We start from the raw sequence: 21,711 nt of genomic DNA on the forward strand, positions 1-21,711 counted from the left end.
GTTCAGGCCCGGGGCGGCTGGGCGTCGAATTTCTCGCCGTTGTGGCCGCGACTCTCCGGGCCCATCAGCCACAGGTAGGTAGGCATGATCTCCTCGGGGGTTCGCAGGGTGGCGGGATCCTCGCCGGGATAGGCGGTCTTGCGCATCCGGGTGCGGGTGGCGCCGGGGTTGAGGGTGTTCACCCGGATGTTGCCCAGGTGCTCCACCTCGTCGGCCAGCACTTCGACGAAGCCCTCGGTGGCGAACTTGGAGACCGCATAGGCCCCCCAGTAGGCGCGTCCCTTGCGGCCCACCGAAGAGGAGGTGAAGATGATCGAGGCGTCGGCCGAATACTTCAGCGCCGGCAGCAGCGCCTGGGTCATCCAGATCGGGCCGTTGAAGTTGACCTGCATCACCTGTTCCCACAGCTCCGGGTTGTACTGCTCGAAGGGAGTGATGCGTCCGAGCAGCCCGGCGTTGTGCAGGAGACCGTCCAGACGGCCGAACTCCCGATCCAGGGTCTCGGCCATGTCGTGGTAGTCCTTGAGGGTGGCCCCCTCGAAGTTCAGCGGGAAGATCGCCGGCTGCGGCCCCCCCGCTGCCTCTATCTCGTCGTAGACCTTCTCCAGCTTGGAGATGGTACGGCCGAGCAGTATCACCGTGGCACCGTGTCGGGCAAAGGCCAGCGCAGCGGCACGCCCGATGCCGTCGCCGGCACCGGTGACCAGGATATTGCGGTTCTTGAGGAGGTCGGCGGGGGCCTGGTAGTCGATCTTGCAGGTCATCGGTGCTCCTTGGGGAAATCAGCTGCCCGACTGGCGCAGGAAGTCATTGGCGAGTCCCGCGGCGCTGGTCTCGGGATACTCCTCGAGCAGGCGCTCGAGCAATTCGCGGCTCTCGGCGGGTTCCCCCTGGCGCGCCTTGAGGAGGCCCAGCTTGTAGAGGGCATCGGGCACCTTGCTGCTCTGCGGGAAGTCGTCGAGGACGGTATGGAAGGCGCCCTCGGCCTCGTCGAGCGAACCCTCCGCCGAGTGCAGCTCACCGAGCCAGTACCAGGCATTGGCCGTCAGGGTATTGCCCGGGTGGTCGACCACGAAGCGATTGAAGGCATTGATCGCCTCGCCGAACTCCCGGGACTGGACCCGGGCGAAGGCCGCCTGGTAGGCCGCCTGGGCATCGGCACTGGCACCGCTGGGCGAGGGCGCCCGGACCACCTCGCGAGCGGCCTCGTCGTCGACCTGGGTGGAGGCATCCATCTCCATCCCGGCGCTGCCGGAAGCCAGTCGCTCCTCGAGGTCCAGGTACTGTTCGCGGCTCTGACGCCGCAGCTGATCGAGCTGGTGGCGCAACTCCTCGACCTGGCCCCGCAACTGACGTATCTCCTCGTCGTGCTGCTGGACCTGGTTGAAGATCACCAGGCTGCCCCCCGCTTCCTCGCGGGTTTCTGCCTGCTGGTAGAAGGAGCTCCGCTGGCCGGTGAGGTCCTCGACCACCGGCTGCTGCGCCATTGCCGGGAGCCATACGGACAGCGGGAGCACCAGGGCTCCCGCGCCGCACAGTCCCTTAAGACCGTGTTTCATGCGTGTCTCCATCGGCGGGGAACGTGCCGAACTCAGTAGGCGAAGACGACCCGACGGTTCTGGGCGTAGGCCTCCTCGTTGTTGCCGCGTACCGCGGGGCGCTCCTCGCCATAGCTCACCACCTCGACCTGCGAGGGCGACACGCCCTGCACGGAGAGGAAGCGCTCGACGGAGCGGGCACGGCGTTCGCCCAGCCCCATGTTGTACTCGCGGGTACCGCGCTCGTCGGTGTGGCCCTGAAGCGCGACACGGGCGTTGCCGTTGGAGCGCAGGTAGCGGGCGTGGGCGGCGAGCACCGGCTCGAACTCACTGCGGATACGGTCGCTGTCGAACTCGAAGTAGATGGTGCGCTGCTCGGGGATGCGGCCGTCGGCCTGCTGGCCGGCATCGCCACCCAGGCCGCTACCGCTGACCTGGCCGGTACCCGCCACGCCGCTGCCGGCAGCACCGTTGCCGGCACTGCCATCCATGGTCCCGTCCTGGGTGCCGCCACTGCTGGAACAACCTGCCACGAAGGCCAGGGACAGCGCGACTGCCAGGGTCCTGGCGTAGGGCTTGAGTTGCATTTTCTTACTCCTTGCTGGTTTCGAAAGACGCCATCGTTGTGACTTGTCAGTTCAGGAAGGGGGACCAGGCGGGTTCCCGTACATCACCCTGGGGCGAGGGCAGCCGGAAGGACGCGCGGCCGTCGGCCGATACCGCCCCCAGGACCCCGCTGCCGCCCTGCTGGGTGGCGAAGATTACCATGGTCCCGTTGGGTGAAACACTGGGGGATTCATCCCGGCTCGAATCACTGATCACCACCAGGCGGCCGCTGTCGAGATCCTGCCTCGCCACCTGGTAGCCGTTGTTGCTGCGGTGGATCAGGAAGATCGACTCCCCGTCCGGTGCGAACCGGCCACGGGCATTGTAGTTGCCGGTGAAGGTGAGGCGCTGCTGCTCGCCGCTGGCGAAGTCGTGGCGGTAGATCTGCGGCCCGCCGCTGCGGTCGGAGGTGAACAGCAGGCTGCGGCCGTCAGGGGCCCAGGAGGGCTCGGTGTCGATGCTGGAGCTGTTGGTGAGTCGCTGGAAGTCGCGGGAGGCCACATCCATCACGTAGATCTCCGGCTGCCCATCCTTGGAGAGCGACATGGCGAGCTTGCGGCCATCGGGCGACCAGGCCGGCGCGCCGTTGATGCCCTCGAAGGAGGTGGCACGCACGCGCTGTCCGGAAGCCAGGTTCTGGATATAGATGGCCGGCCGCTCGGTCTCGAACGAGACATAGGCCAGCTTGCCGCCATCCGGCGACCAGGCCGGCGACAGGATGGGCTCGACCGACGAGAGCACCTGCTGGCTGTTGCGGCCATCGGCATCGGCGACGTAGAGGCCGAACTGCATGTCCTCGCCGACCCCCTGGGCGGTGACATAGGCGATGCGGGTGGAGAAGGCCCCGCGGATGCCGGTGATGGCCTCGAAGATCTGGTCGCTGATATGGTGGCTGGCCTTGCGCAGCTGGCCCTGGGGGGTGGTCACCACCTCGCCGAGCATGCGGCGCTCGCCGCTGACGTCCATCAGCTCGAACTGGATACTGTAGCCGCTGCCCTCCTGGCTCACCTGCCCCACCACCAGATAGCGCACGTCCAGGGCCCGCCAGTCGCGGTAGCGCACCTCGCCGCTCTCGGTGGGGCGGTCGATCATGGAGTCGCGGGGCAGCGGGTCGAAGTAGCCGCTGCGCTCGAGGTTGTCGTGAATCACCTGGGCGACATCCTCGGGCAGGCTGTCGCCGCCCGCAAAGGGCACCACGGCGACCGGAGTGGCCCGGTCGCTGCCACGGGTGATCTCGATGGTCAGGTTGGCCTGGGCGTGGGCCATGCCGCTGACCAGCAGCAGCAAGGCGGTCAACCAGGTGGTCATCAGGGCTCTCATCAGCGTACATCCCCCGGTCTGAATCGCAGATTGAATTGACGGTAATCCCGTTGAACCGCCGCTGGCAACTGCCGCAGTTCGGCAAAGGGCGCGGCTGCCTCGACGGCCTGGATGGCCGAACGGTCGAAGGCGCTGTCGCCGCTGCTCTGCGAGATGGTCGCCGTGAACAGTTCACCGGAGGGCCCGAGGCGTACCGAGATCTCGGCGGCCGCGCCCTGGGGAACATTGGGCGGAATCACCCAGGCCTGCTCCACCGCACGGCGCACCAGGTTGATGAAGCTGTTGGCGGCCTCCTCGCCCTGGCGGGCGTTGGCCACGGCATCGCTCTCGCCCTCGATGGCGCGCTGCAGGGCGGCCTCGGCCTCCTCGGCGGCACGACGCGCGGCTTCCTCGGCCTGGCGCTGGCGCTCGGCCTCCTCCTCGCGGCGGCGCTGCTCCTCGGTTTCCCGCTGGCGCTCGGCTTCCCGCCGGCGCTGCTCCTCGGCCTGGCGCTGGCGCTCGGCCTCCTCCTCGCGGCGACGCTGCTCCTCGGCTTCCCGCTGGCGCTGCTCCTCGGCCTGGCGCTGGCGCTCGGCCTCCTCCTCGGCTTCCCGCTGGCGCTGCTCCTCGGCCTGGCGCTGGCGCTCGGCCTCCTCCTCGGCTTCCCGCTGGCGTTGCTCCTCGGCCTGGCGCTGGCGTTCGGCCTCCTCCTCGCGGCGATGCTGCTCCTCGGCTTCCCGCTGGCGACGGGCTTCCTCTTCCTGCTGGCGTCGCTGCTCCTCCTGCTGCTCGCGCAGGCGAGCCTGCTGCTCGGCTTGCTCGGCGCGCCGGGCCGCTTCCTCCTCGGCGGCCTGGCGCGCCTCCTCGCGGGCCCGGGCCTCGGCCTCGCGCTGCGCCTGCTCCTCGGCCTGGCGGGCGGCTTCCTCGGCGGCGGCCGCCTCCTCGGCCTGACGGGCGGCCTCCTCGGCCTGGCGCTGCTCCTCGGCCTCCCTGGCCTGGGCCCTTGCCCGCGCCTCCTCGGCGCGCTGGGCCTGGTCGGTGGTGGTCTCGGTACTGACCAGCGTCGCCTGGACGATGGAGGACGAGGTCGGTTCCGCTTCGCGCTGGGGCAGGCTGATCACGCTGAACGCCACCACGACGACATGCAGGGCAACGGCGAGGATCGTGGGCAGTCCATAGCCCACGCGCTGGTCGTGTCTGGCCATCTCGTCTCCTCAACCCTCCCCGGGTGGCGGTTCCGAGATCAGCCCGACATTAACGACGCCGGCGATCTGCAGGGTACTCATCAGGCTGACCACCTGGCCATAGGGCACATTGCGGTCGCCGCGCACCATCACCGGGGTGCCCGGGCGCCGCTCGAGGATGATGATCACCCGGTCGGCGATGTCGTTCAGGCTCACCGGCGTCTCGTCGTCACCCAGGGAGATGAAGTATTGTCCCTCGCGGTCCACCGAGACGATGATCGGCTCATTGTCCTCGACATCCTCCATGGGCTCCGAGGTCACCTGGGGCAGATCGACCTGCACCCCCTGGGTCAGCATCGGCGCCGTGATCATGAAGATCACCAGCAGCACCAGCATGACGTCGATGAAGGGCACGACGTTGATCTCGCCCATGGGCTTGCGACCACCGCCACGTTTGAAAGGTCCATGCATCATGCGAGTCCCTCAGGCGGTGGCGGTTTCGGTCCGGCCCTGCAGATTGCGGTGCAGGATGGAGTGGAACTCCTCGGCGAAGTCCTCGTACTTGCCCAGCAGTCGCCCGGATTCGGCAGACAGGCGGTTGTAGAAGATCACCGCCGGGATGGCCGCGAACAGGCCCATGGCAGTGGCGATCAACGCCTCGGCGATCCATGGTGCCACGGTGGCCAGCGTCGCCTGCTGGGCCATGGAGAGCGACTGGAAGGAACCCATGATGCCCCAGACGGTGCCGAACAGCCCGATATAGGGGCTGGCCGAGGCCACCGTGGCCAGGAACACCAGGTGCAGGTTCAGGCGCTCCTCCTCCCGCGACCAGGCGACGCGCATGCTGCGCTGGACGCCGTCGAGAATCGCCTGGGGGCTGCGGGTCTTGGGCAGCAGGCGGTTGAACTCGCGGAAGCCGGCACGGAAGACATGCTCGGCCCCCTGGGTCTCCTGCTCGGCCGGGGTCTCGCGGTAGAGTTCATTGAGGTCCACGCCGGACCAGAAGCGCTCCTCGAAGACCTGGTGGGCCCTGCGGGCACGGCGCATCACGAAGGTCCGTTGGAAGATCACCACCCAGGACAGGATGGATCCCACCGTGAGCAGCAGCATCACCAGCTGCACCACGGTGCTGGCACTCATGATCAGGTGGGGAATGGACATGGAGTCGTTCACGGGCATCCTCGTCAGACTTGCGGTTGAACGTCCTGCCGTGGGGCAGAGAGAACCGCGGCAAGTGCCGGCGGCCATGGTGTGGGCTTGAGGCTATCGGCATCGATACAGGCGATGTCGACTCGTGCCTCGCACAAGGGTTCCCCGCGACGTGTCACTACCTGGCCGAACGTCAGTCGGCAGCGACCGTGCGACAGGATGACGACCCCGACCTCGAGGCCGTCATCCAGGCGGGCGGGCTTGGCATAACGGCACTCCAGGCGGTGGACCACCAGCTGGATACCGCCCTCGAACAGCTCGCGCTGGGTGAACCCCTGCGCCCGGAGCCACTCGCTGCGTGCCCGCTCCATGTACTTGAGGTAATTGACGTAATAGACGATACCGCCGGCGTCGGTATCCTCGATGTAGACCCGAACCGGCAGCCGGAAGTCACTCACGGCCGCACCTCCCCCTGGGCATCGGCGGCCTGCTCGTCAGGCACCAGGCCGAAGTGCTGCCAGGCCTGGCGGGTCACGACCCGTCCGCGGGCGGTGCGCATCATCAACCCCTGCTGGATCAGGTAGGGTTCGATGACGTCCTCGATGGTGTCGCGCTCCTCGCCGATCGCCGCGGCGAGCGAGTCCACCCCCACCGGGCCACCATCGAACTTCTCGATCATCGCCAGCAACAGCCGACGATCCATGTGGTCGAGGCCATGATGGTCCACGTGGAGCATGTTCAGCGCCTGGTCGGCGATGGTCGCATCGACGCGACCGCTGCCGCGCACCTCGGCGTAGTCGCGCACCCGGCGCAGCAGGCGGTTGGCGATGCGCGGCGTGCCCCGCGAGCGACGGGCCACCTCCAGGGCGCCACCGCGGTCGGCCTCGACGCCGAGCAGCCGTGCCGAGCGGGCGACGATCTCGGTGAGCTCGTCGATGGCGTAGAACTCCAGGCGCTGGACGATGCCGAAGCGGTCGCGCAGCGGCGAGGTCAGCAGTCCTGCCCGGGTCGTCGCCCCGACCAGGGTGAAGCGCGGCAGGTCGAGCTTGATGGAGCGCGCCGCCGGCCCCTCGCCGATCACGATGTCGAGCTGGAAGTCCTCCATGGCGGGATAGAGGATCTCTTCCACCACCGGCGAGAGACGGTGGATCTCGTCGATGAACAGCACGTCCCCGGGCTGCAGGTTGGTGAGCATGGCGGCCAGGTCACCGGCCCGCTCCAGCACCGGCCCGGAGGTGGACTTGAGCCCCACCTCCATCTCCGCCGCGATGATGTTGGCCAGGGTGGTCTTGCCCAGGCCGGGAGGGCCGAACACCAGGGTATGGTCGAGGCTCTCGTCCCGGCCCCGGGCCGCGCTGATGAAGATGTCGAGCTGCTCGCGCACCCGCGGCTGGCCGATATAGTCGGCCAGCCGCTGCGGGCGAATGGCATGATCGATGCGCCCTTCACCCTCGCGCGGGTCGGCGGCGATCAGGCGGTCATTCTCGAGCATCGGCGGCCCCCGGGATCGGCAGGGAGGAAGGTGTCGGCAGCATCTGGATCACCCGGCCAGGCGGCGACTCAGTGCCGCCTTGATCATCGCCTCGGTGGAGGCCTCGTCCTCGAGTCCGGCGAGCATCCTGGTCGCCTCGGCGGGCTTGTAGCCCAGGCTGACCAGTGCCGCCTCGGCATCCACCAGCGGCTCCTGGCGGGCGTCCGACACAGCGCTGCCACCGATCGCCGCCCCGAGGCCCGCCTCGGCGGGTTCCCAGTGGGGGAAGCGGTCGCGCATCTCGATGATCAGGCGCTCGGCGGTCTTCTTGCCGACCCCCGGCAGGCGGGTCAAGGCCTTGGCGTCGTCGTCCATCACGCAGCGCATGAACGCCGCCTCGTCCATGCCCGAGAGGATGGCCAGGGCCAGCTTGGGGCCGATGCCGTTGACCTTGATCAGGGCACGGAACAGCGAGCGCTCCTGCTCGCGGGCGAAGCCGTAGAGCAGGTGGGCGTCGTCACGCACGCTGAGGTGGGTGTAGAGGAAAACGGGCTCCCCGGGGGCGGGCAGCGCCACCAGGGTGTTCATGGAGGCTTCCAGCTCATAGCCGACGCCGGCCACGTCCACTACCAGCCAGGGCGGCTGCTTGTCGAGCAGGGTGCCACGCAGGCGTCCGATCATGGGGCTGTCAAATCCGTCGGCAATGGGTCCATCGAGACATGGCGTTCACTATACGGATCATCCTGCCGGCTGGCCAGCCTGCCATCAAACAGCGTTCGAGAATCATTCAACGCTGGCGGACGAGGCGCCCTCAGGGCCGGAAGTCTCGCCAGCCGCTGCCACGGCGGCGGGTGCGGTGGCCGCCGAAGCTACCCTCGGTGAGCAGCCCCAGCCGGGCATGGGCATGGGTCAGGGCGATGGCCAGGGCATCGGCGGCATCGGCCTGGGGACTACCATCGAGCCCGAGGACGGCGGCCACCATGTGCTGCACCTGGGCCTTGTCGGCGCCACCGCTGCCGGTCACCGCCTGCTTGATCTGGCGCGGCCCGTACTCGCTGACCGGCAGCCCATGGTTGGCGGCGCAGACGATGGCCGTGCCCCGCGCCTGCCCCAGCTTCAGCGCCGAGTCGGCATTCTTCGACATGAACACCTGCTCGATGGCGAACTCCCCGGGCCGATGCGTGGCGACGAGCTCGGCGATGCCCGCATAGATCTGGGCCAGGCGCTGGGCCAGGTCGTCGGCCCGGGTACGGATGCAGCCACTGGCCACATACAACGGCGTCGCGGTGGTGACGTCGAGCACCCCGTAGCCGGTGATCCGCGAGCCGGGGTCGATCCCCAGGATCAGCACCGGGCGGGCTCATTCGAGCTGGTCGAGGACATCGTCGGCGAACTCCGCGTTGGTATAGACGTTCTGGACATCGTCCAGGTCCTCCAGCATGTCGATGAGCCGGATCACCTTGCGCGCCAGTTCCACGTCGGCGATCGGCGTGGTGGTCTCGGGAAAGAGCCCCAGCTCGCTGCGTTCCGGCTCGAGTTCGGCCTGCACCAGGGCGTCCTTGACCTCACCGTAGGCCTCCGGCGAGGTGATCACCTCCAGGCTGCCGTCATCCAGGGTGACGATGTCATCCGGCTCGGCCTCGAGGGTCGCCTCGATCACCGCCTCCTCGGAGACGCCGGCGGGAAGGTCCAGGCGGCCCTGCTTGTGGAACATGAAGGCCACCGACCCGCTGGTCCCCAGGTTGCCACCGCACTTGTTGAAGGCGTGGCGCACGTCGGAGACGGTGCGATTGCGGTTGTCGGTCAGGCACTCGACCAGCATCGCGACGCCTTCGGGGCCGTAGCCCTCGTAGACGCACTCCTCCATCGCGTCGCCATCGCTGTTGCCGGCGCCGCGGTCCACCGCCCGCTGGATGGTGTCCTTGGTCATGTTGCTGGCCAGCGCCTTGTCGATGGCGGCGCGCAGGCGTGGATTGTCGGCGGGTTCACCGCCTCCCTGGCGGGCCGCCACGGTCAGCTCGCGGATCAGCTTGGTGAATATCTTGCCCCGCCTGGCATCCTGGGCCGCCTTGCGGTGCTTGATATTGGCCCATTTGCTGTGGCCGGCCATCGGCTTCTCCTTCACATGGTTCCCAACGGAGACCGGCGCCCCTGGGCGCCGGTGCAATGATACCTGGTCCGGTGAGCGCCTACTCGCCGGCGACTTCCGCCCTGGCCTTCTGGCGCAGGCGGATGTGGAGCTCGCGCAGCTGCTCGCCGCTCACCTCGCCCGGGGCATCGGTCAACAGGCAGGCCGCACTCTGGGTCTTGGGGAAGGCGATGACCTCGCGAATGGTGCGGGCACCGGTCATCAGCATCACCAGCCGATCCAGGCCGAAGGCCAGCCCACCGTGAGGGGGAGCGCCGTACTGCAGGGCGTCGAGCAGGAAGCCGAACTTCTCGCGGGCCTCTTCCTCGTCGATGCCCAGTACCTCGAGCACCGCCCGCTGCATGGCCGGATCGTGGATACGGATCGAGCCGCCACCCAGCTCGGTGCCGTTGAGCACCATGTCGTAGGCCCGGGAGAGCGCCGCGATCGGGTTCGCCTTGAGCGCCTCGACATCGCAGGAGGGGGCGGTGAAGGGATGGTGCAGGGCCTGCATCCGTGCGCTGCCATCCTCCTCGAACATCGGGAAGTCGATCACCCACAGCGGTGCCCAGGCACGGGTGTAGAGGTCGAGGTCCTCGCCCAGCCGCACACGCAGCGCGCCGATCGCCTCGTTGACGATGCGCGCCTTGTCGGCACCGAAGAAGATGATGTCGCCGTCCTCGGCACCGACCCGGTCGAGCAGTTCCTCGACCACGTTCTCCATGAACTTGACGATGGGCGACTGCAGGCCCTCGAGCCCCTTGGCACGCTCGTTGACCTTGATCCAGGCCAGTCCCTTGGCGCCGTAGATGCCGACGAACTTCGTGTACTCGTCGATCTCCTTGCGCGACAGCTTGGCCCCACCCGGCACGCGCAGGGCGGCAACCCGCCCGTCGTCGGCGTTGGCCGGGCCGGAGAACACCTTGAAGTCGACCCGTTGCATGAGGTCGTCGACGTCGGTGAGCTCCAGGGGAATGCGCAGGTCCGGCTTGTCGGAACCGAAGCGGCTCATCGCCTCGGCGTAGGGCATGCGCGGGAACTCGGGCAGCTCGACGGCCAGGACCTCCTGGAAGAGCTGGCGAATCATCGACTCGGTGACGGCCATGATGTCGTCTTCCTCGACGAAGGAGGCCTCGATGTCGATCTGGGTGAACTCCGGCTGGCGGTCGGCGCGCAGGTCCTCGTCACGGAAGCAGCGGGCGATCTGGTAGTAGCGGTCGAACCCGGACACCATCAGCAGCTGCTTGAACAGCTGCGGCGACTGCGGCAGGGCGAAGAAGCTGCCGGCGTGGGTGCGGCTCGGCACCAGGTAGTCACGCGCCCCTTCCGGAGTGGCACGCGTCAGGATCGGCGTCTCGATGTCGAGGAAGCCCTGCCCCTCGAGGAAGGCCCGCACGCTGTGAGTGATGCGCGAGCGCAGGCGCAGCTTCTCGATCATCTCCGGGCGGCGCAGGTCGATGTAGCGGTGCTTGAGACGCACCTCCTCGCCCACCTTGCCGTGCTCGTCGAGCTGGAACGGCGGCGTGACCGCCGTATTGAGGACGTCCACGTCCCTGGCCAGCACCTCGATCATGCCGGTGGGCATGTTGGGGTTCTGGGTCCCTTCCGGGCGCAGCCGCACGCGACCCTGGATGCGCAGCACGAATTCGCTGCGGGCGCGGTCGGCGTTCGCGAAGGCCTCGGCGGTATCGGGGTCGACCACGACCTGGGCGATACCGTCGCGATCGCGCATGTCGAGGAAGATCACGCCCCCGTGGTCACGGCGGCGGTGTACCCAGCCGCACAGGGTGACCGTCTGGTCCACCAGGGTCTCGTTCAGCTGGCCGCAATAATGGCTGCGCATGTCATGTCCTGTACTGTTGCGTTGTTGAAAACGTGGCGCAGGGGGCCGTCAGGCCGCCGCGCCATCCTTCTTCGCCGGTGTCTTGCCGTCGCTGGCGCCGGTCGGGTCGCCGGCCAGGTTCTTCTTGCTGCCGGACTTGAAGTCGGTCTCGTACCAGCCGCCGCCGGCCAGGCGGAAACCCGCCGCCGAGACCAGGCGGGAGAGCTCGGGAGCCTGGCAGGAGGGGCAATCGGTCAGGGGGGCGGCACTGAGCTTCTGGAGCTTCTCCAGGCGGTGGCCGCAGGCCTTGCACTCGTATTCGTAGATGGGCATGGTTCTATCTCTCCGGGGATGACATTACCCAGGTCAGGAGGATGTCGGGCACCGGGCCCGACGAGTAACGAACATATGGCCGGCCCGCGCAACTTCCAAGCCTGCCCGAAAGCGAGACATTATAGCGTGCCCACCACCCGTGCGGGCAAGGCATCCCCGCTCCACTCACTGGAAGGAAACCGCATGAAAGCCGTGATTCTCGATGCCGCCAGCCTCGGCCCCGATATCGACCTCGACCCGATTCGTCAGCAGGTGCAACGCCTGGACGTCCACCCCCAGAGCAGCACCGGGGAGGCCCGGGAACGGCTGGCCGGCGCGCGGGTGGCCATCGTCAACAAGGTGGTACTCGATGCCGCGACCCTGGAGGCCCTGCCCGAGCTCGAGCTGATCTGCGTGCTGGCCACAGGCACCAACAACATCGACATGGCGGCCGCGGAGCGACTGGGCATCGCGGTGAAGAACGTCACCGCCTACGGCACCGCCAGCGTCGCCCAGCACACCCTGATGCTGATGCTCGCCCTGGCCAATCGGCTGCCACTCTACCAGCGCGATGTCGCCGCCGGCCGCTGGGGCGAGAGCCCCTTCTTCTGCCTGATGGATCACGGCACCCTGCAACTCGAGGGCAAGCACCTGGTGGTGGTCGGCCAGGGCGTGCTGGGCTCCAAGGTGGCGCAGCTCGGCGAGGCCTTCGGCATGCGTGTGAGCTTCGCCGCCCGCCCCGGCAACGAGGCCGGCGACAGCCGCCCCGGCCTCGGCGAGCTGGCGCCCCAGGCCGACATCATCAGCCTTCACTGCCCGCTCACCGAGGCGACGCGACACCTGGTCGATGCCGACCTGCTCGCCACGCTCAAGCCCGGCACCCTGCTGGTCAACTGCGCCCGCGGCGGCATCATCGACGAGGAGGCGTCGCTGCAGGCCCTGCGCGAGGGCCGGCTGGGAGGGCTCGGCGTCGACGTCCTGCCGGTGGAGCCGCCCCGCGACGGCCACCCCCTGCTCGATGCCCTCGCCGAGCCGCTCAACCTGATCGTCACGCCCCACAATGCCTGGATCACCCCCGAGGCACGACAGCGGGTCGTGACCCTGACCGTCGAGAACCTGCGCACCTGGCTGGCGAGCTGATCGAGGAGAGCGACCATGCGGCACAGCGGCATCCACAACTATGGGTCGATCAACCTCGATCACTTCTATCGGGTGCCTCACCTGGTGACGCCCGGCGAGACCCTCGCCAGCCACGACTATCGTGTGGGCCTGGGCGGCAAGGGGGCCAACCAGTCACTGGCCATGGCCCGCGCCGGCGGCAGCATCTGCCACTGGGGACGCCTCGGGCGTCAGGACGCCTGGGCACGGGACACCCTGGCACGGGCCGGCGTCGACGTCTCGCATGTCGAGCTGGTCGACGAGCCCAGCGGCCACGCCGTCATCCAGGTCGATGACCAGGGCGAGAACGCCATCATCCTCTTCCCCGGAGCCAACTTCGGCTTTCACCCGCAGGAGGTGGGAAGCCTGATCGCGGCGACCCGCCCCGGCGACTGGCTGCTGATGCAGAACGAGTGCAATGCCCTGGCCGAGGTCATGGCCCGCGGCGCCGAGCAGGGCCTGAACATCGCCTTCAACCCGGCGCCGATGACCCCGGAGGTGGCATCATTGCCACTGGCGGCCTGCCGACTGCTGTTCGTCAACCGCATCGAGGCGGCCGGCCTGGCGGGAGTCGACGAGACGACACCCGCCGAGGCGCTGCTCGATGCCCTTGCCGCGACGCTGCCGGACTGCGAGATCGTGCTGACCCTGGGCGGCGAGGGCGCGTGGTACCAGGCCGCCGGCGAGCGCCTCCATCAGCCGGCCCTGCCGGTCACGCCGGTGGACACCACCGCGGCCGGCGACACCTTCATCGGCTATTTCATGGCGGCACTGCAGGCCGGACTGGCGATCACCGACTGCCTGAAGCGCGCCGCCACTGCCGCGGCCCTGGGCGTTCAGCGCCCGGGCGCCGCCGAGAGCATTCCCGAGCAGGCCGAGGTCGAGCGCGCCCTGCGCGACGAGCCCGCCGCTTCCTGATCCCCCCTTCCATCGCCCGAGGAGACGACACCGTGCCGCACCCGATCATCTTCGATACCGACCCCGGCGTCGACGACGCCCAGGCCATCGCCATCGCCCTGCGCCACCCCGACATCGAACTGCTGGGCCTGACCACCACCTACGGCAACGTGGATGTGGAGACCGCCACCCACAACGCCCTGCTGCTCGCCGAACTCGCCGGGCGCGACATCCCTGTCGCCCAGGGCGCCGCCGCGCCGATGGTCAAGCCGCGCCACCCGGCACCGGCCCACATCCACGGTGCCAACGGCCTGGGCGATATCGAGCTTCCGGCGATCCAGGGCCGGCCCGATCCGCGCAGTGCCGCCCAGTTCATCGTCGATACCGTGAATGCACGCCCCGGCGAGGTCACGCTGGTGGCCGTCGGGCCGGTAGGGAACCTGGCGGCGGCGCTGCAGCTTGATCCGACCATCATCGGCAAGGTCAGGCAGGTGGTGATCATGGGTGGCTCGATCCGCGAGGGGGGCAACGTCACCCCGGTAGCCGAGGCCAACATGTTCAACGACCCCGACGCCGCGGCGCGGGTGCTGACTGCCGGCTGGCCACTGACCCTGGTGGGGCTCGATGTCACCCACCGCTGCGTGCTCACCCCGGCACACATGGCCCGCATCGAGGCTGGCCAGGGAGCCCTTGGCCGGGTACTGGCAGGCAGCTACGCCTTCTATCGCGACTTCTACCACGAGTTCCTGGGCATCGACGGCTGCTGCCCCCATGACAGCTGCGCCCTGGCCTGGCTGCTGCGCCCGGAGCTGTTCGACACCGCCCGGGGCCACCTGACGGTGGCGACCTCGGGGGATGCCGAGGGACAGACGATCTTCGCGCCGGAGGGCCGCGCCTTCATCGAGGGGCGCTGGTCACGCACCCCCCTGGTCGACGTCTGCCTGGACGTGGAGGGCCAGGCGGTGAGCGACTGGATCGCCGACACCCTGGCCTGAGGGCCTTGCCCTAGGAGCCTGTCGGACCTAACGCTGATCTACTGCGAGATCCGGTCTTTCGGCCAATTTCATTCGATCTGATTCGTTAAATAGCGGGCTATTCGCCTCATCAGATCGATAAACTTGTCTCGAAATCCGAATCTCTCGTGACGATCGGTCAAATCAGACAGGCTCCTGGGGGGCTTCCGCGGTTACAGCGATGGGCGCCCGGGTGGCGCCCATCGCCGTTATGAGGGGGAGCCGTTCTGGGGCACGGCGCGGATGCGGCCGTTGTCGTCCAGGGCCACCATCACGAAGCGGGCCTCGGTGACCTTGTGCAGCTCGTCGGGGTCGCGCTCATGGGGCTGGCGGATCCACACCTCGACGTCGATCTTCACCGAACTGTGGCCGATCTCCCGGACCGCGGTGAAGATGTTGACCACCGAGCCGACGCGCACCGGGCAGAGGAAGTCCATCGCCTCGATGGCCACCGTGGCGGTTCGTCCCCGGGCCTCGCGGCCGGCGGCCAGTTCGGCGGCCTGGTCCATGTGGGCCACCAGCCAGCCGCCGGCGATGTCACCGTGAAGGTTGGTATCCTGGCGGTTGGCCAGCAGCTTGAGGGTCAGCTGGCCCTGGGGGGCGGGAATATCGTCGAGCTCTGTCATGACAACGTCATCTTCCTGACTTGTTATTGTGGCGATAGAAGGCCAATCGATGGCCATGGTATACGCATGCCATGCCGTGTCACCAGCGCTGCGACACCATGTCCCGCGCCCTCGTTCGGGAGAGATCATGACTCGAGGCAGCAAGAGAGCGGTAACCTGGCTGGGCGCACTGCTGCTGGCCCTGATGGCGATGGCGGCCACGGCCGAGCCTGTCGAGGAGGTCACCGGGACCCTGGGGGCCGTCGGCTCGGACACCCTGGCGGGTCTGATGCTGCGCTGGGGGGAGCGCCTCGGCGAACGCTATCCCGGGATCAGGCTGCAGCTCCAGGCCAGCGGCTCGGCCAGCGCCCCGGCGGCGCTGATCGCCGGCACGACCCGGCTGGGGCCGATGTCGCGGCCGATGACCGAGGACGAGCGGGAGGCCTTCGTCGAGCGTTACGGCTATCCTCCCCTGGAGCTGGAGATCGCCCGTGACGCCCTGGTGGTGGTGGTGCATCGCCACAACCCCCTGGAGAGCCTGCGCCTCGACGAGCTGGATGCGATCTTCTCCGACACGCGGCGTTGCGGGGCCGAATCGGCGATCGACCGCTGGAGCCAGCTGGGAGTGGCGCTCCCCGGTGACCGCATCGTGCTGCACGGCCGCAACGTGGCCTCCGGCACCCACGGCCAGTTCCGCCGGGATACCCTCTGCAACGGCCATTTCCGTCTGCGGCTCAACGAGCACCCCGGCTCGGCGGCCGTGGTGGCGGCGGTGGCCGCCGAACCCTCCGCCATCGGCTATGCGGGCCTCAATCACCTGACGGCCAGCGTCAGGGCCGTGGCGCAGCGCGATGCCCGGGGGCGACTCCATCGACCCGGCCCCGAGACGGTGCACAGCGGCGACTATCCCCTGACGCGCGACCTCTATCTCTATGTCAACCTGCCCCCCGGCGGGGTGCTGCCCGGCCCGGAGCAGGCCTTCATCGACCTGGTGCTGTCCCCCGAGGGGCAGGAGACCGTCGAGGAGATCGGCTTCGTGAGCCTCTCCGAGGCCGTCCGCGAGCGCCAGCAGGCCTGGTTCGGACGGGGCGAGCCCGCCGACTGAGCCTGTCACGCAACTGTCACGCCAATGTCGTAATGTATGATTCACCCCCTCTTCATGACTTCCCGGGAGCGGCCATGATCGACCCCCTGCCGCCCAAGCCCACTCCTCGTCGCCAGTGGCTGCGGCGTGGCCGCGACCGCCTGGCCACGCTGCTGGTCACCGCCGGGGGCATCGGCGTGGTCGTGGCGGTGATGGCCATCGGGGTCTTCCTGGCGCTGGAGGTGGTGCCGCTGTTCCTTGCCGACCACCACGGGGTCGACTGGCGCGGGCTATGGCTGCCGCAGCCCGTGGAGGGCCACGAGCTGCCCCAGCACCGCTGGCAGCCCGATACCCTCTCCACGGAGGAGGCGCCGCACTACGGGATGGCCCCGCTGGTGTGGGGCACGCTGAAGGCGGCCTTCTGGGCGCTGCTGTTCGCCGTGCCGCTGGCGCTGGGAGCCGCCGTGCACTCGGCCACCTTCATGTCGCGGCGCCTGCGCACCCGCCTCAAGCCGACCCTGGAGCTGATGGAGGCACTGCCGGGCGTGGTCATCGGCTTCGTCGCCGGCCTGGTGCTGGCCCCCTGGGTGGAGCGCCACCTGGCCGGGGCCTTCTCGCTGGTGGCGGTCCTGCCGCTGGGCATGCTGCTGGCCGGCCTGCTCTGGTCGCGGCTGCCGGCGAGCCTCGCGCAGCGGCTGCCGCCGGGCTGGGCCGGGCTCTGGCTGATGCCCTGGCTGGCGCTGCTGGTGGCGCTGTCGCTGTGGCTGTCGCCCTGGCTGGAGGCCCGGGTGTTCGGCGGCGACCTGCGCGGCTGGCTGGAGGCCTCCCTGGGGCTCGACTACGCCAGCCGCAACGCGCTGATCGTCGGGCTGGCCATGGGCTTCGCGGTGATTCCCGGCATTTACGCCCTGGCCGAGGATGCGCTCTCCGGCGTTCCCCCGAGCCTGGGCGAGGGGGCCCAGGCGCTGGGCGCCACCCGCTGGCAGACCCTCTGGAAGGTGGTGCTGCCGGCGGCCGGCCCCGGGATCTTCAGCGCGGTGATGATCGGGGCCGGCCGCGCGGTGGGGGAGACCATGATCGTGCTCATGGCCAGCGGCAACACCGCGCTGATGACCCTGAGCCCCCTGGAGGGGATGCGCTCCATGGCGGCGAGCATCGCCATCGAGCTGCCGGAGGCCGCGCCGGGCGGGACCCACTACCGACTGCTGTTCCTGGCCGCCCTGCTGCTGTTCGTCTTCACCTTCCTGGTCAATACCCTGGCCGAGCTGGTGCGGATGCGCCTGCGTCACCGCTATCGTCGCCTGGGGCGAGGCGCATGAGCCGGCGGGTCCATGGAATGCGAGGCGAGGGCCCCTGGCCCTGGTTGGCCGCGGGCAGCGTGGCGCTGTCGCTGCTGATGCTCGTCGGGCTGCTGGCCCTGCTGGCGGTGCGCGGCCTGGGTCACTTCTGGCCCGCCACCGTGGAGCAGGTGACCCTCGCCGACGGCCGGGTGCTGGCGGGCCAGGCGGTCCGGGAGGAGCGCCGCTTCGATGGCGAGGGGCGCGAGCGGCTCTATCGTACCGCCAACCGGGACCTCGACGGCGGCATCTGGAGCTGGGTGGCCGTGGAGGCCATTGAGCGGGTGGCGACACCCCCCGAGCTGCTGGTGCTGGAACGCCGCCGCTGGGGCAGCTTCGTTGGCCGGCTGGTGGCCCTGGAGGGCGCCGACGGCCGCCACGCGGGCGAAGCCGCCTGGCCGGCCCTGCAGGCGCGGCTGGAGGAGATCCAGGCCCTGCGCCGCCAGCGCGACGAGCTGCGCGACCGGGTCGTGGTGCCGCTGGTGCGGCGCCTGGAGCAGGAGGCCGGCTCGCGGGCGGAGCTGGCCGAGGCCAACGCCCGGATTCGCGCGCTGCAGGCGCGCATGGGTGGTGACACCCTGGTGCTGGAGAGCGTCGATGGCCGCCGGCTCGAGCAGCCGCTGGAGGAGGTGCTGCGCGCCTGGCGGCCCAATGCCATGACGTCCCTCGACCGGCTCGTCGCCTGGGGCGAGGGCGTGTGGCGCTTCCTCTCGGAGGGGCCCCGCGCGGCCAACACGGCCGGCGGCGTCTGGCCGGCGATCTTCGGCACGGTGCTGATGGTGCTGCTGATGTCGGTGGTGGTGACGCCCTTCGGCGTGCTGGCGGGCATCTACCTCAACGAGGTGGCCCACCAGGGCCCCCTGACCCGGCTGGTGCGCATCGCCGTGCGCAACCTGGCCGGGGTGCCCTCCATCGTCTACGGGGTGTTCGGGCTGGGGGTGTTCGTCTACGGCATCGGCGGCTCGCTGGACGAGTGGTTCTTCGCCGAGGCGCTGCCGTCCCCCACCTTCGGCACCGGCGGCCTGCTGTGGGCCTCGCTGACCCTGGCGCTGCTGACCCTGCCGGTGGTGATCGTGGCCACCGAGGAGGGGCTCGCCCGGGTGCCCGACCATCAGCGCGAGGGGGCCCTGGCGCTGGGGGCCACCCGGATGGAGATGCTCACCCGGGTGGTACTGCCGATGACGCTGCCCGCCATGCTCACCGGGCTGATCCTGGCCGTGGCCCGGGCGGCCGGCGAGGTGGCGCCGCTGATGCTGGTGGGAGTGGCCAAGCTGGCGCCCCAGGTGCCGGTGGACGGCGACTTCCCCTTCCTGCATCTTGAGCGAAAGTTCATGCACCTGGGCTACCACATCTACGACGTGGCCTTCCACGGCGGCGATGTCCAGGCGGCGCTGCCGCTGGTCTACGCCACGGCGCTGCTGCTGGTGCTGGTGATCCTGGTGCTTAACCTGACTGCAATATTCCTGCGCCATCATCTGAGGGCGCGTCATGGGGCGCTGCCGCGCCACTGAACGTCGGCGCCGAGGCGCTCATGTTCAGTGGCGCCAAGGCGCCGGGGAGAAGTGTCACCGCGATGTCCGTGTTCTCGACGCCGCGTCCGGCCCCGTCCGGACCGATCATCGACTTCGACCGCGAGGCGAGCTGCCTGGAGATCGAGGGGCTGACCCTGGCCTACGGCGACAAGCCGGCGCTGCGCGATCTCACCCTGAGGATCCCGCGGCATCGGGTGACGGCCTTCATCGGGCCCTCCGGTTGTGGCAAGTCGACGCTGCTGCGGGCGCTTAACCGGCTCCACGACCTCAACGAGGAGGTCCGGCGCGAGGGGCGGATCCGGCTGGAGGGGCAGGACATCCATGGCCCCGAGGTGGCGGTGGCCGAGCTGCGCAGGCGGGTGGGCATGGTCTTCCAGGCCCCCAACCCCTTCCCCATGTCGATCTACGACAACGTGGCCTTCGGCCTGCGGCTGCAGGGCGGGATCCGCAAGCGCCAGATGGACGATATCGTCGAGTGGGCGCTGCAGTCGGCGGCGCTGTGGGACGAGGTGAAGGATCGCCTGAAGAGCTCGGCCTGGGCGCTCTCCGGCGGCCAACAGCAGCGCCTGGTGATCGCCCGTACCTTGGCCGTGCGCCCCGAGGTGCTGCTGCTCGACGAGCCGGCCTCGGCCCTGGACCCCATCTCGACGCTGAAGATCGAGGAGTTGATCCGCAACCTGAAGTCGCAGCTGACCCTGGTGCTGGTCACCCACAACATGCAGCAGGCCGCGCGGGTCTCCGACTACACCGCCTTCCTGCAGCAGGGCGAACTGGTGGAGTACGGCGCCACCGATACCCTCTTCACCAACCCGCGCCTGCGGCGCACCGAGAACTACATCACCGGGCGCATGGCCTGACGGCCCGGCCCCCAAGGAGAGTCCCATGGACATCACCAGCGACATCCACAGCCAGCATATCTCCCGGCAGTTCAACCAGGAGCTCGAGGAACTCAAGACCCACCTGATGGCGATGGGTGGCCTGGTCGAGAAGCAGGTCCAGGATGCCGTCAGCGCGCTGCTCGAGAGCGACTCCGCCCTGGGCCAGCGGGTGGTCGACAACGACCGGGCGGTCAACGACATGCAGATCAAGATCGACGAGGAGTGCACCCAGGTGCTGGCCCGTCGCCAGCCCACCGCCTCCGACCTGCGCCTGGTGCTGGCGGTGATCCGTGCCGCCTCGGATCTGGAGCGCATCGGCGACGAGGCGAGCAAGATCGCCCGCAACGCCATCGACCTGATCGAGGCCGGCAACGGCAGCCGCGGCTTCGTCGAGGTGCGGATGATCAGCGAGCACGTGCGGCGCATGGTGCGCGATGCCCTGACCTCCTTCGCCCGCTTCGATACGGAGCTGGCGCTGCAGCTGGTCCACGAGGACGAGGAGGTGGACAACGAGTATCGCAGCGCCATGCGCTCGCTGATGACCTTCATGATGGAGGATGCCCGTTCGATCTCCCCCATCCTCAGCCTGATGTGGATCCTGCGCGCCCTGGAACGCATCGGCGACCACGCCAACAACCTGGCCGAGTACGTGGTCTACCTGGTCAAGGGCCTGGATATCCGCCATACCGATCCCGAGGACCTGGACGAGCAGGCGATCACTCGCAAGGGTTGATCGCTGTCAGCGAATCGTCGTCAATGGCGTAGGCTTTTCCCTTGGTGAGGGGCGCCGGGGACGGCTCGAAGAGGAGGTCTTTTGCCAGGGAAGGCAAAAGTAGCGCCCAGGGATGGGTTCACAGCGCCTCCTCGATGGTCCGACACTTCGGGAGCCGTCGCCGGATAAGCCCCGGGGGATGTTATCGACCTCCTGCTAGAGACGACGAAATGCTCGACGCCTTCACGGCCCTGACCCGCGGCACCCGCCTGGTCTACACCCGCGGCCTGCGCCGCTATGTCTTCCTGCCCATCGCCGTCAACCTGCTGGTCTACGGCGCCATGCTGCGCTACGTGCTGGCCAACTTCGGCGGCTGGCTCGAGGGCTGGATGGCCATGGTGCCCGGATGGCTCGCCTGGCTCGAATGGCTGATCTGGCCGCTCTTCGTGGTCAGCCTGGTGGTGATCATCTTCTTCACCTTCACCCTGGTGACCCACCTGATCGCTGCCCCCTTCTACTGCTTCCTGGCGGCGAAGGTGGAGGTGGTGGCCACCGGTCGGCCACCGCTGGACGACCGCGGCCTGGCGAAGACCGCCGTGGATGCCCTGGGCCGCGAGATGGTCAAGCTGGTCTATATCCTGCCGCGCATGGCGCTGCTCTTCGTGGTGAGCTGGATTCCCGGGCTGAACGTGGTCGCGCCGCTGCTGTGGCTGGCCTTCTCGGCCTGGGTGATGGCGATCACCTACCTGGACTACCCCATGGACAACAACAAGGTGAGCTTCGCCGACATGCGCCGGCGGCTCTCGTCGCGCTGGTGGCCGACGCTCACCTACGGCGGCTGGGTGACCCTGATCACCTGGATCCCGCTGGCCAACCTCTTCCTGCTGCCCGGCGCCGTGGCCGGCGCGGTGCTGATGTGGGAGCGCCACTATCGCGGCCAGGTACCGGCCGCCGGCGGGGCGTGAAGGCCGGCTGCTATGCTGGGA

General features: G+C 68.9%; 24 protein-coding genes. 9 read left to right on the forward strand and 15 right to left on the reverse strand.

Going from position 1 to position 21,711, the window contains the following annotated elements; genetic code table 11:
- Window positions 1-2 precede the first annotated feature (2 nt).
- From ACOMD9_RS00805 to ACOMD9_RS00870, 14 genes are all read right to left on the reverse strand, one after another.
- Window positions 3-764, reverse strand: coding sequence for a YciK family oxidoreductase (locus ACOMD9_RS00805; RefSeq protein WP_421411562.1), 762 nt, complete (start codon window positions 762-764; stop codon window positions 3-5).
- A gap of 18 nt (window positions 765-782) precedes the next feature.
- Window positions 783-1,559: a tol-pal system protein YbgF gene (gene ybgF, locus ACOMD9_RS00810; protein WP_421411564.1), complete on the reverse strand. Its 777-nt coding sequence runs from the start codon at window positions 1,557-1,559 to the stop codon at window positions 783-785.
- A gap of 32 nt (window positions 1,560-1,591) precedes the next feature.
- Window positions 1,592-2,125, reverse strand: a complete 534-nt coding sequence (pal, locus tag ACOMD9_RS00815) for a peptidoglycan-associated lipoprotein Pal (protein WP_421411566.1) — start codon at window positions 2,123-2,125, stop codon at window positions 1,592-1,594.
- Between the two features lie 46 nt (window positions 2,126-2,171).
- A complete protein-coding gene (tolB, locus tag ACOMD9_RS00820) occupies window positions 2,172-3,452 on the reverse strand; it encodes a Tol-Pal system beta propeller repeat protein TolB (RefSeq protein WP_421411568.1) in 1,281 nt (426 codons plus the stop codon).
- A gap of 11 nt (window positions 3,453-3,463) precedes the next feature.
- A complete protein-coding gene (gene tolA, locus ACOMD9_RS00825; RefSeq protein ID WP_421411570.1) occupies window positions 3,464-4,648 on the reverse strand; it encodes a cell envelope integrity protein TolA in 1,185 nt (394 codons plus the stop codon).
- Between the two features lie 9 nt (window positions 4,649-4,657).
- Window positions 4,658-5,098 (reverse strand): protein TolR, encoded by a 441-nt coding sequence (tolR, locus tag ACOMD9_RS00830; RefSeq protein WP_421411932.1) that lies wholly within the window; start codon window positions 5,096-5,098, stop codon window positions 4,658-4,660.
- Window positions 5,099-5,110: 12 nt separating this feature from the next.
- Window positions 5,111-5,800, reverse strand: a complete 690-nt coding sequence (gene tolQ, locus ACOMD9_RS00835; RefSeq protein ID WP_421411572.1) for a protein TolQ — start codon at window positions 5,798-5,800, stop codon at window positions 5,111-5,113.
- Window positions 5,801-5,811: 11 nt separating this feature from the next.
- Window positions 5,812-6,234 (reverse strand): tol-pal system-associated acyl-CoA thioesterase, encoded by a 423-nt coding sequence (gene ybgC, locus ACOMD9_RS00840; RefSeq protein ID WP_421411574.1) that lies wholly within the window; start codon window positions 6,232-6,234, stop codon window positions 5,812-5,814.
- A complete protein-coding gene (gene ruvB / locus ACOMD9_RS00845; RefSeq protein ID WP_421411576.1) occupies window positions 6,231-7,268 on the reverse strand; it encodes a Holliday junction branch migration DNA helicase RuvB in 1,038 nt (345 codons plus the stop codon). The genes ybgC and ruvB overlap by 4 nt, the downstream gene beginning before the upstream one ends.
- Window positions 7,269-7,316: 48 nt before the next feature.
- Window positions 7,317-7,928: a Holliday junction branch migration protein RuvA gene (ruvA, locus tag ACOMD9_RS00850; RefSeq protein ID WP_421411578.1), complete on the reverse strand. Its 612-nt coding sequence runs from the start codon at window positions 7,926-7,928 to the stop codon at window positions 7,317-7,319.
- Between the two features lie 130 nt (window positions 7,929-8,058).
- Window positions 8,059-8,598: a crossover junction endodeoxyribonuclease RuvC gene (ruvC, locus tag ACOMD9_RS00855; RefSeq protein ID WP_421411580.1), complete on the reverse strand. Its 540-nt coding sequence runs from the start codon at window positions 8,596-8,598 to the stop codon at window positions 8,059-8,061.
- A 9-nt stretch (window positions 8,599-8,607) separates the two neighbouring features.
- Entirely contained in the window at window positions 8,608-9,357 is a 750-nt protein-coding gene (locus tag ACOMD9_RS00860) for a YebC/PmpR family DNA-binding transcriptional regulator (RefSeq protein WP_421411582.1), read from the reverse strand.
- 79 nt (window positions 9,358-9,436) lie between these two features.
- The gene (gene aspS, locus ACOMD9_RS00865; protein ID WP_421411584.1) at window positions 9,437-11,218 is read right to left on the reverse strand and encodes an aspartate--tRNA ligase; all 1,782 of its coding nucleotides are present in this window, start codon (window positions 11,216-11,218) and stop codon (window positions 9,437-9,439) included.
- A 48-nt stretch (window positions 11,219-11,266) separates the two neighbouring features.
- Window positions 11,267-11,530 carry an FmdB family zinc ribbon protein gene (locus ACOMD9_RS00870; RefSeq protein WP_421411585.1) on the reverse strand — a complete coding sequence of 88 codons (264 nt, stop codon included), beginning with the start codon at window positions 11,528-11,530 and terminating at the stop codon, window positions 11,267-11,269.
- Window positions 11,531-11,713: 183 nt separating this feature from the next.
- Between ACOMD9_RS00870 and ACOMD9_RS00875 the strand changes: the two genes are divergently transcribed.
- From ACOMD9_RS00875 to ACOMD9_RS00885, 3 genes are read left to right on the forward strand one after another with little or no spacing between them, the layout of a single operon-like run.
- A complete protein-coding gene (locus tag ACOMD9_RS00875) occupies window positions 11,714-12,649 on the forward strand; it encodes a D-2-hydroxyacid dehydrogenase (RefSeq protein WP_421411587.1) in 936 nt (311 codons plus the stop codon).
- Window positions 12,650-12,664: 15 nt separating this feature from the next.
- Window positions 12,665-13,585 carry a ribokinase gene (locus ACOMD9_RS00880; protein ID WP_421411589.1) on the forward strand — a complete coding sequence of 307 codons (921 nt, stop codon included), beginning with the start codon at window positions 12,665-12,667 and terminating at the stop codon, window positions 13,583-13,585.
- Between the two features lie 32 nt (window positions 13,586-13,617).
- A complete protein-coding gene (locus tag ACOMD9_RS00885; protein ID WP_421411591.1) occupies window positions 13,618-14,559 on the forward strand; it encodes a nucleoside hydrolase in 942 nt (313 codons plus the stop codon).
- 227 nt (window positions 14,560-14,786) lie between these two features.
- Here ACOMD9_RS00885 and ACOMD9_RS00890 read toward each other — a convergent pair whose 3' ends face one another.
- Entirely contained in the window at window positions 14,787-15,203 is a 417-nt protein-coding gene (locus ACOMD9_RS00890) for an acyl-CoA thioesterase (RefSeq protein WP_421411593.1), read from the reverse strand.
- Window positions 15,204-15,330: 127 nt separating this feature from the next.
- Here ACOMD9_RS00890 and ACOMD9_RS00895 point away from each other — a divergent pair, with 127 nt between their 5' ends.
- From ACOMD9_RS00895 to cysZ, 6 genes are all read left to right on the forward strand, one after another.
- Window positions 15,331-16,287: a PstS family phosphate ABC transporter substrate-binding protein gene (locus tag ACOMD9_RS00895; RefSeq protein WP_421411596.1), complete on the forward strand. Its 957-nt coding sequence runs from the start codon at window positions 15,331-15,333 to the stop codon at window positions 16,285-16,287.
- Window positions 16,288-16,361: 74 nt separating this feature from the next.
- Complete coding sequence (locus ACOMD9_RS00900; protein ID WP_421411598.1) at window positions 16,362-17,585, forward strand: ABC transporter permease subunit; 1,224 nt, start codon at window positions 16,362-16,364, stop codon at window positions 17,583-17,585.
- Window positions 17,582-19,114, forward strand: coding sequence for a phosphate ABC transporter permease PstA (gene pstA / locus ACOMD9_RS00905; RefSeq protein ID WP_421411599.1), 1,533 nt, complete (start codon window positions 17,582-17,584; stop codon window positions 19,112-19,114). Before ACOMD9_RS00900 ends, pstA begins: the two co-directional genes overlap by 4 nt.
- Before the next feature lie 62 nt (window positions 19,115-19,176).
- Entirely contained in the window at window positions 19,177-19,992 is an 816-nt protein-coding gene (pstB, locus tag ACOMD9_RS00910; RefSeq protein ID WP_421411933.1) for a phosphate ABC transporter ATP-binding protein PstB, read from the forward strand.
- 25 nt (window positions 19,993-20,017) lie between these two features.
- Window positions 20,018-20,746: a phosphate signaling complex protein PhoU gene (gene phoU / locus ACOMD9_RS00915; RefSeq protein ID WP_421411600.1), complete on the forward strand. Its 729-nt coding sequence runs from the start codon at window positions 20,018-20,020 to the stop codon at window positions 20,744-20,746.
- Window positions 20,747-20,955: 209 nt separating this feature from the next.
- The gene (cysZ, locus tag ACOMD9_RS00920) at window positions 20,956-21,690 is read left to right on the forward strand and encodes a sulfate transporter CysZ (protein ID WP_421411602.1); all 735 of its coding nucleotides are present in this window, start codon (window positions 20,956-20,958) and stop codon (window positions 21,688-21,690) included.
- Window positions 21,691-21,711: the final 21 nt, after the last annotated feature.

The organism is Halomonas terrestris, assembly GCF_049166755.1.
Taxonomy (GTDB): domain Bacteria; phylum Pseudomonadota; class Gammaproteobacteria; order Pseudomonadales; family Halomonadaceae; genus Halomonas.

Bases quoted from the DNA above. Each gene is read 5' to 3' on its own strand.
- ACOMD9_RS00805 (WP_421411562.1), bottom strand. From the start codon at position 764: ATGACCTGCAAGATCGACTACCAGGCCCCCGCCGACCTCCTCAAGAAC.
- ybgF (WP_421411564.1), bottom strand. From the start codon at position 1,559: ATGAAACACGGTCTTAAGGGACTGTGCGGCGCGGGAGCCCTGGTGCTC.
- pal (WP_421411566.1), bottom strand. From the start codon at position 2,125: ATGCAACTCAAGCCCTACGCCAGGACCCTGGCAGTCGCGCTGTCCCTG.
- tolB (WP_421411568.1), bottom strand. From the start codon at position 3,452: ATGACCACCTGGTTGACCGCCTTGCTGCTGCTGGTCAGCGGCATGGCC.
- tolA (WP_421411570.1), bottom strand. From the start codon at position 4,648: ATGGCCAGACACGACCAGCGCGTGGGCTATGGACTGCCCACGATCCTC.
- tolR (WP_421411932.1), bottom strand. From the start codon at position 5,098: ATGCATGGACCTTTCAAACGTGGCGGTGGTCGCAAGCCCATGGGCGAG.
- ruvB (WP_421411576.1), bottom strand. From the start codon at position 7,268: ATGCTCGAGAATGACCGCCTGATCGCCGCCGACCCGCGCGAGGGTGAA.
- ruvA (WP_421411578.1), bottom strand. From the start codon at position 7,928: ATGATCGGACGCCTGCGTGGCACCCTGCTCGACAAGCAGCCGCCCTGG.
- ACOMD9_RS00860 (WP_421411582.1), bottom strand. From the start codon at position 9,357: ATGGCCGGCCACAGCAAATGGGCCAATATCAAGCACCGCAAGGCGGCC.
- aspS (WP_421411584.1), bottom strand. From the start codon at position 11,218: ATGCGCAGCCATTATTGCGGCCAGCTGAACGAGACCCTGGTGGACCAG.
- ACOMD9_RS00870 (WP_421411585.1), bottom strand. From the start codon at position 11,530: ATGCCCATCTACGAATACGAGTGCAAGGCCTGCGGCCACCGCCTGGAG.
- ACOMD9_RS00875 (WP_421411587.1), top strand. From the start codon at position 11,714: ATGAAAGCCGTGATTCTCGATGCCGCCAGCCTCGGCCCCGATATCGAC.
- ACOMD9_RS00880 (WP_421411589.1), top strand. From the start codon at position 12,665: ATGCGGCACAGCGGCATCCACAACTATGGGTCGATCAACCTCGATCAC.
- ACOMD9_RS00890 (WP_421411593.1), bottom strand. From the start codon at position 15,203: ATGACAGAGCTCGACGATATTCCCGCCCCCCAGGGCCAGCTGACCCTC.
- ACOMD9_RS00895 (WP_421411596.1), top strand. From the start codon at position 15,331: ATGACTCGAGGCAGCAAGAGAGCGGTAACCTGGCTGGGCGCACTGCTG.
- ACOMD9_RS00900 (WP_421411598.1), top strand. From the start codon at position 16,362: ATGATCGACCCCCTGCCGCCCAAGCCCACTCCTCGTCGCCAGTGGCTG.
- pstA (WP_421411599.1), top strand. From the start codon at position 17,582: ATGAGCCGGCGGGTCCATGGAATGCGAGGCGAGGGCCCCTGGCCCTGG.
- pstB (WP_421411933.1), top strand. From the start codon at position 19,177: ATGTCCGTGTTCTCGACGCCGCGTCCGGCCCCGTCCGGACCGATCATC.
- phoU (WP_421411600.1), top strand. From the start codon at position 20,018: ATGGACATCACCAGCGACATCCACAGCCAGCATATCTCCCGGCAGTTC.
- cysZ (WP_421411602.1), top strand. From the start codon at position 20,956: ATGCTCGACGCCTTCACGGCCCTGACCCGCGGCACCCGCCTGGTCTAC.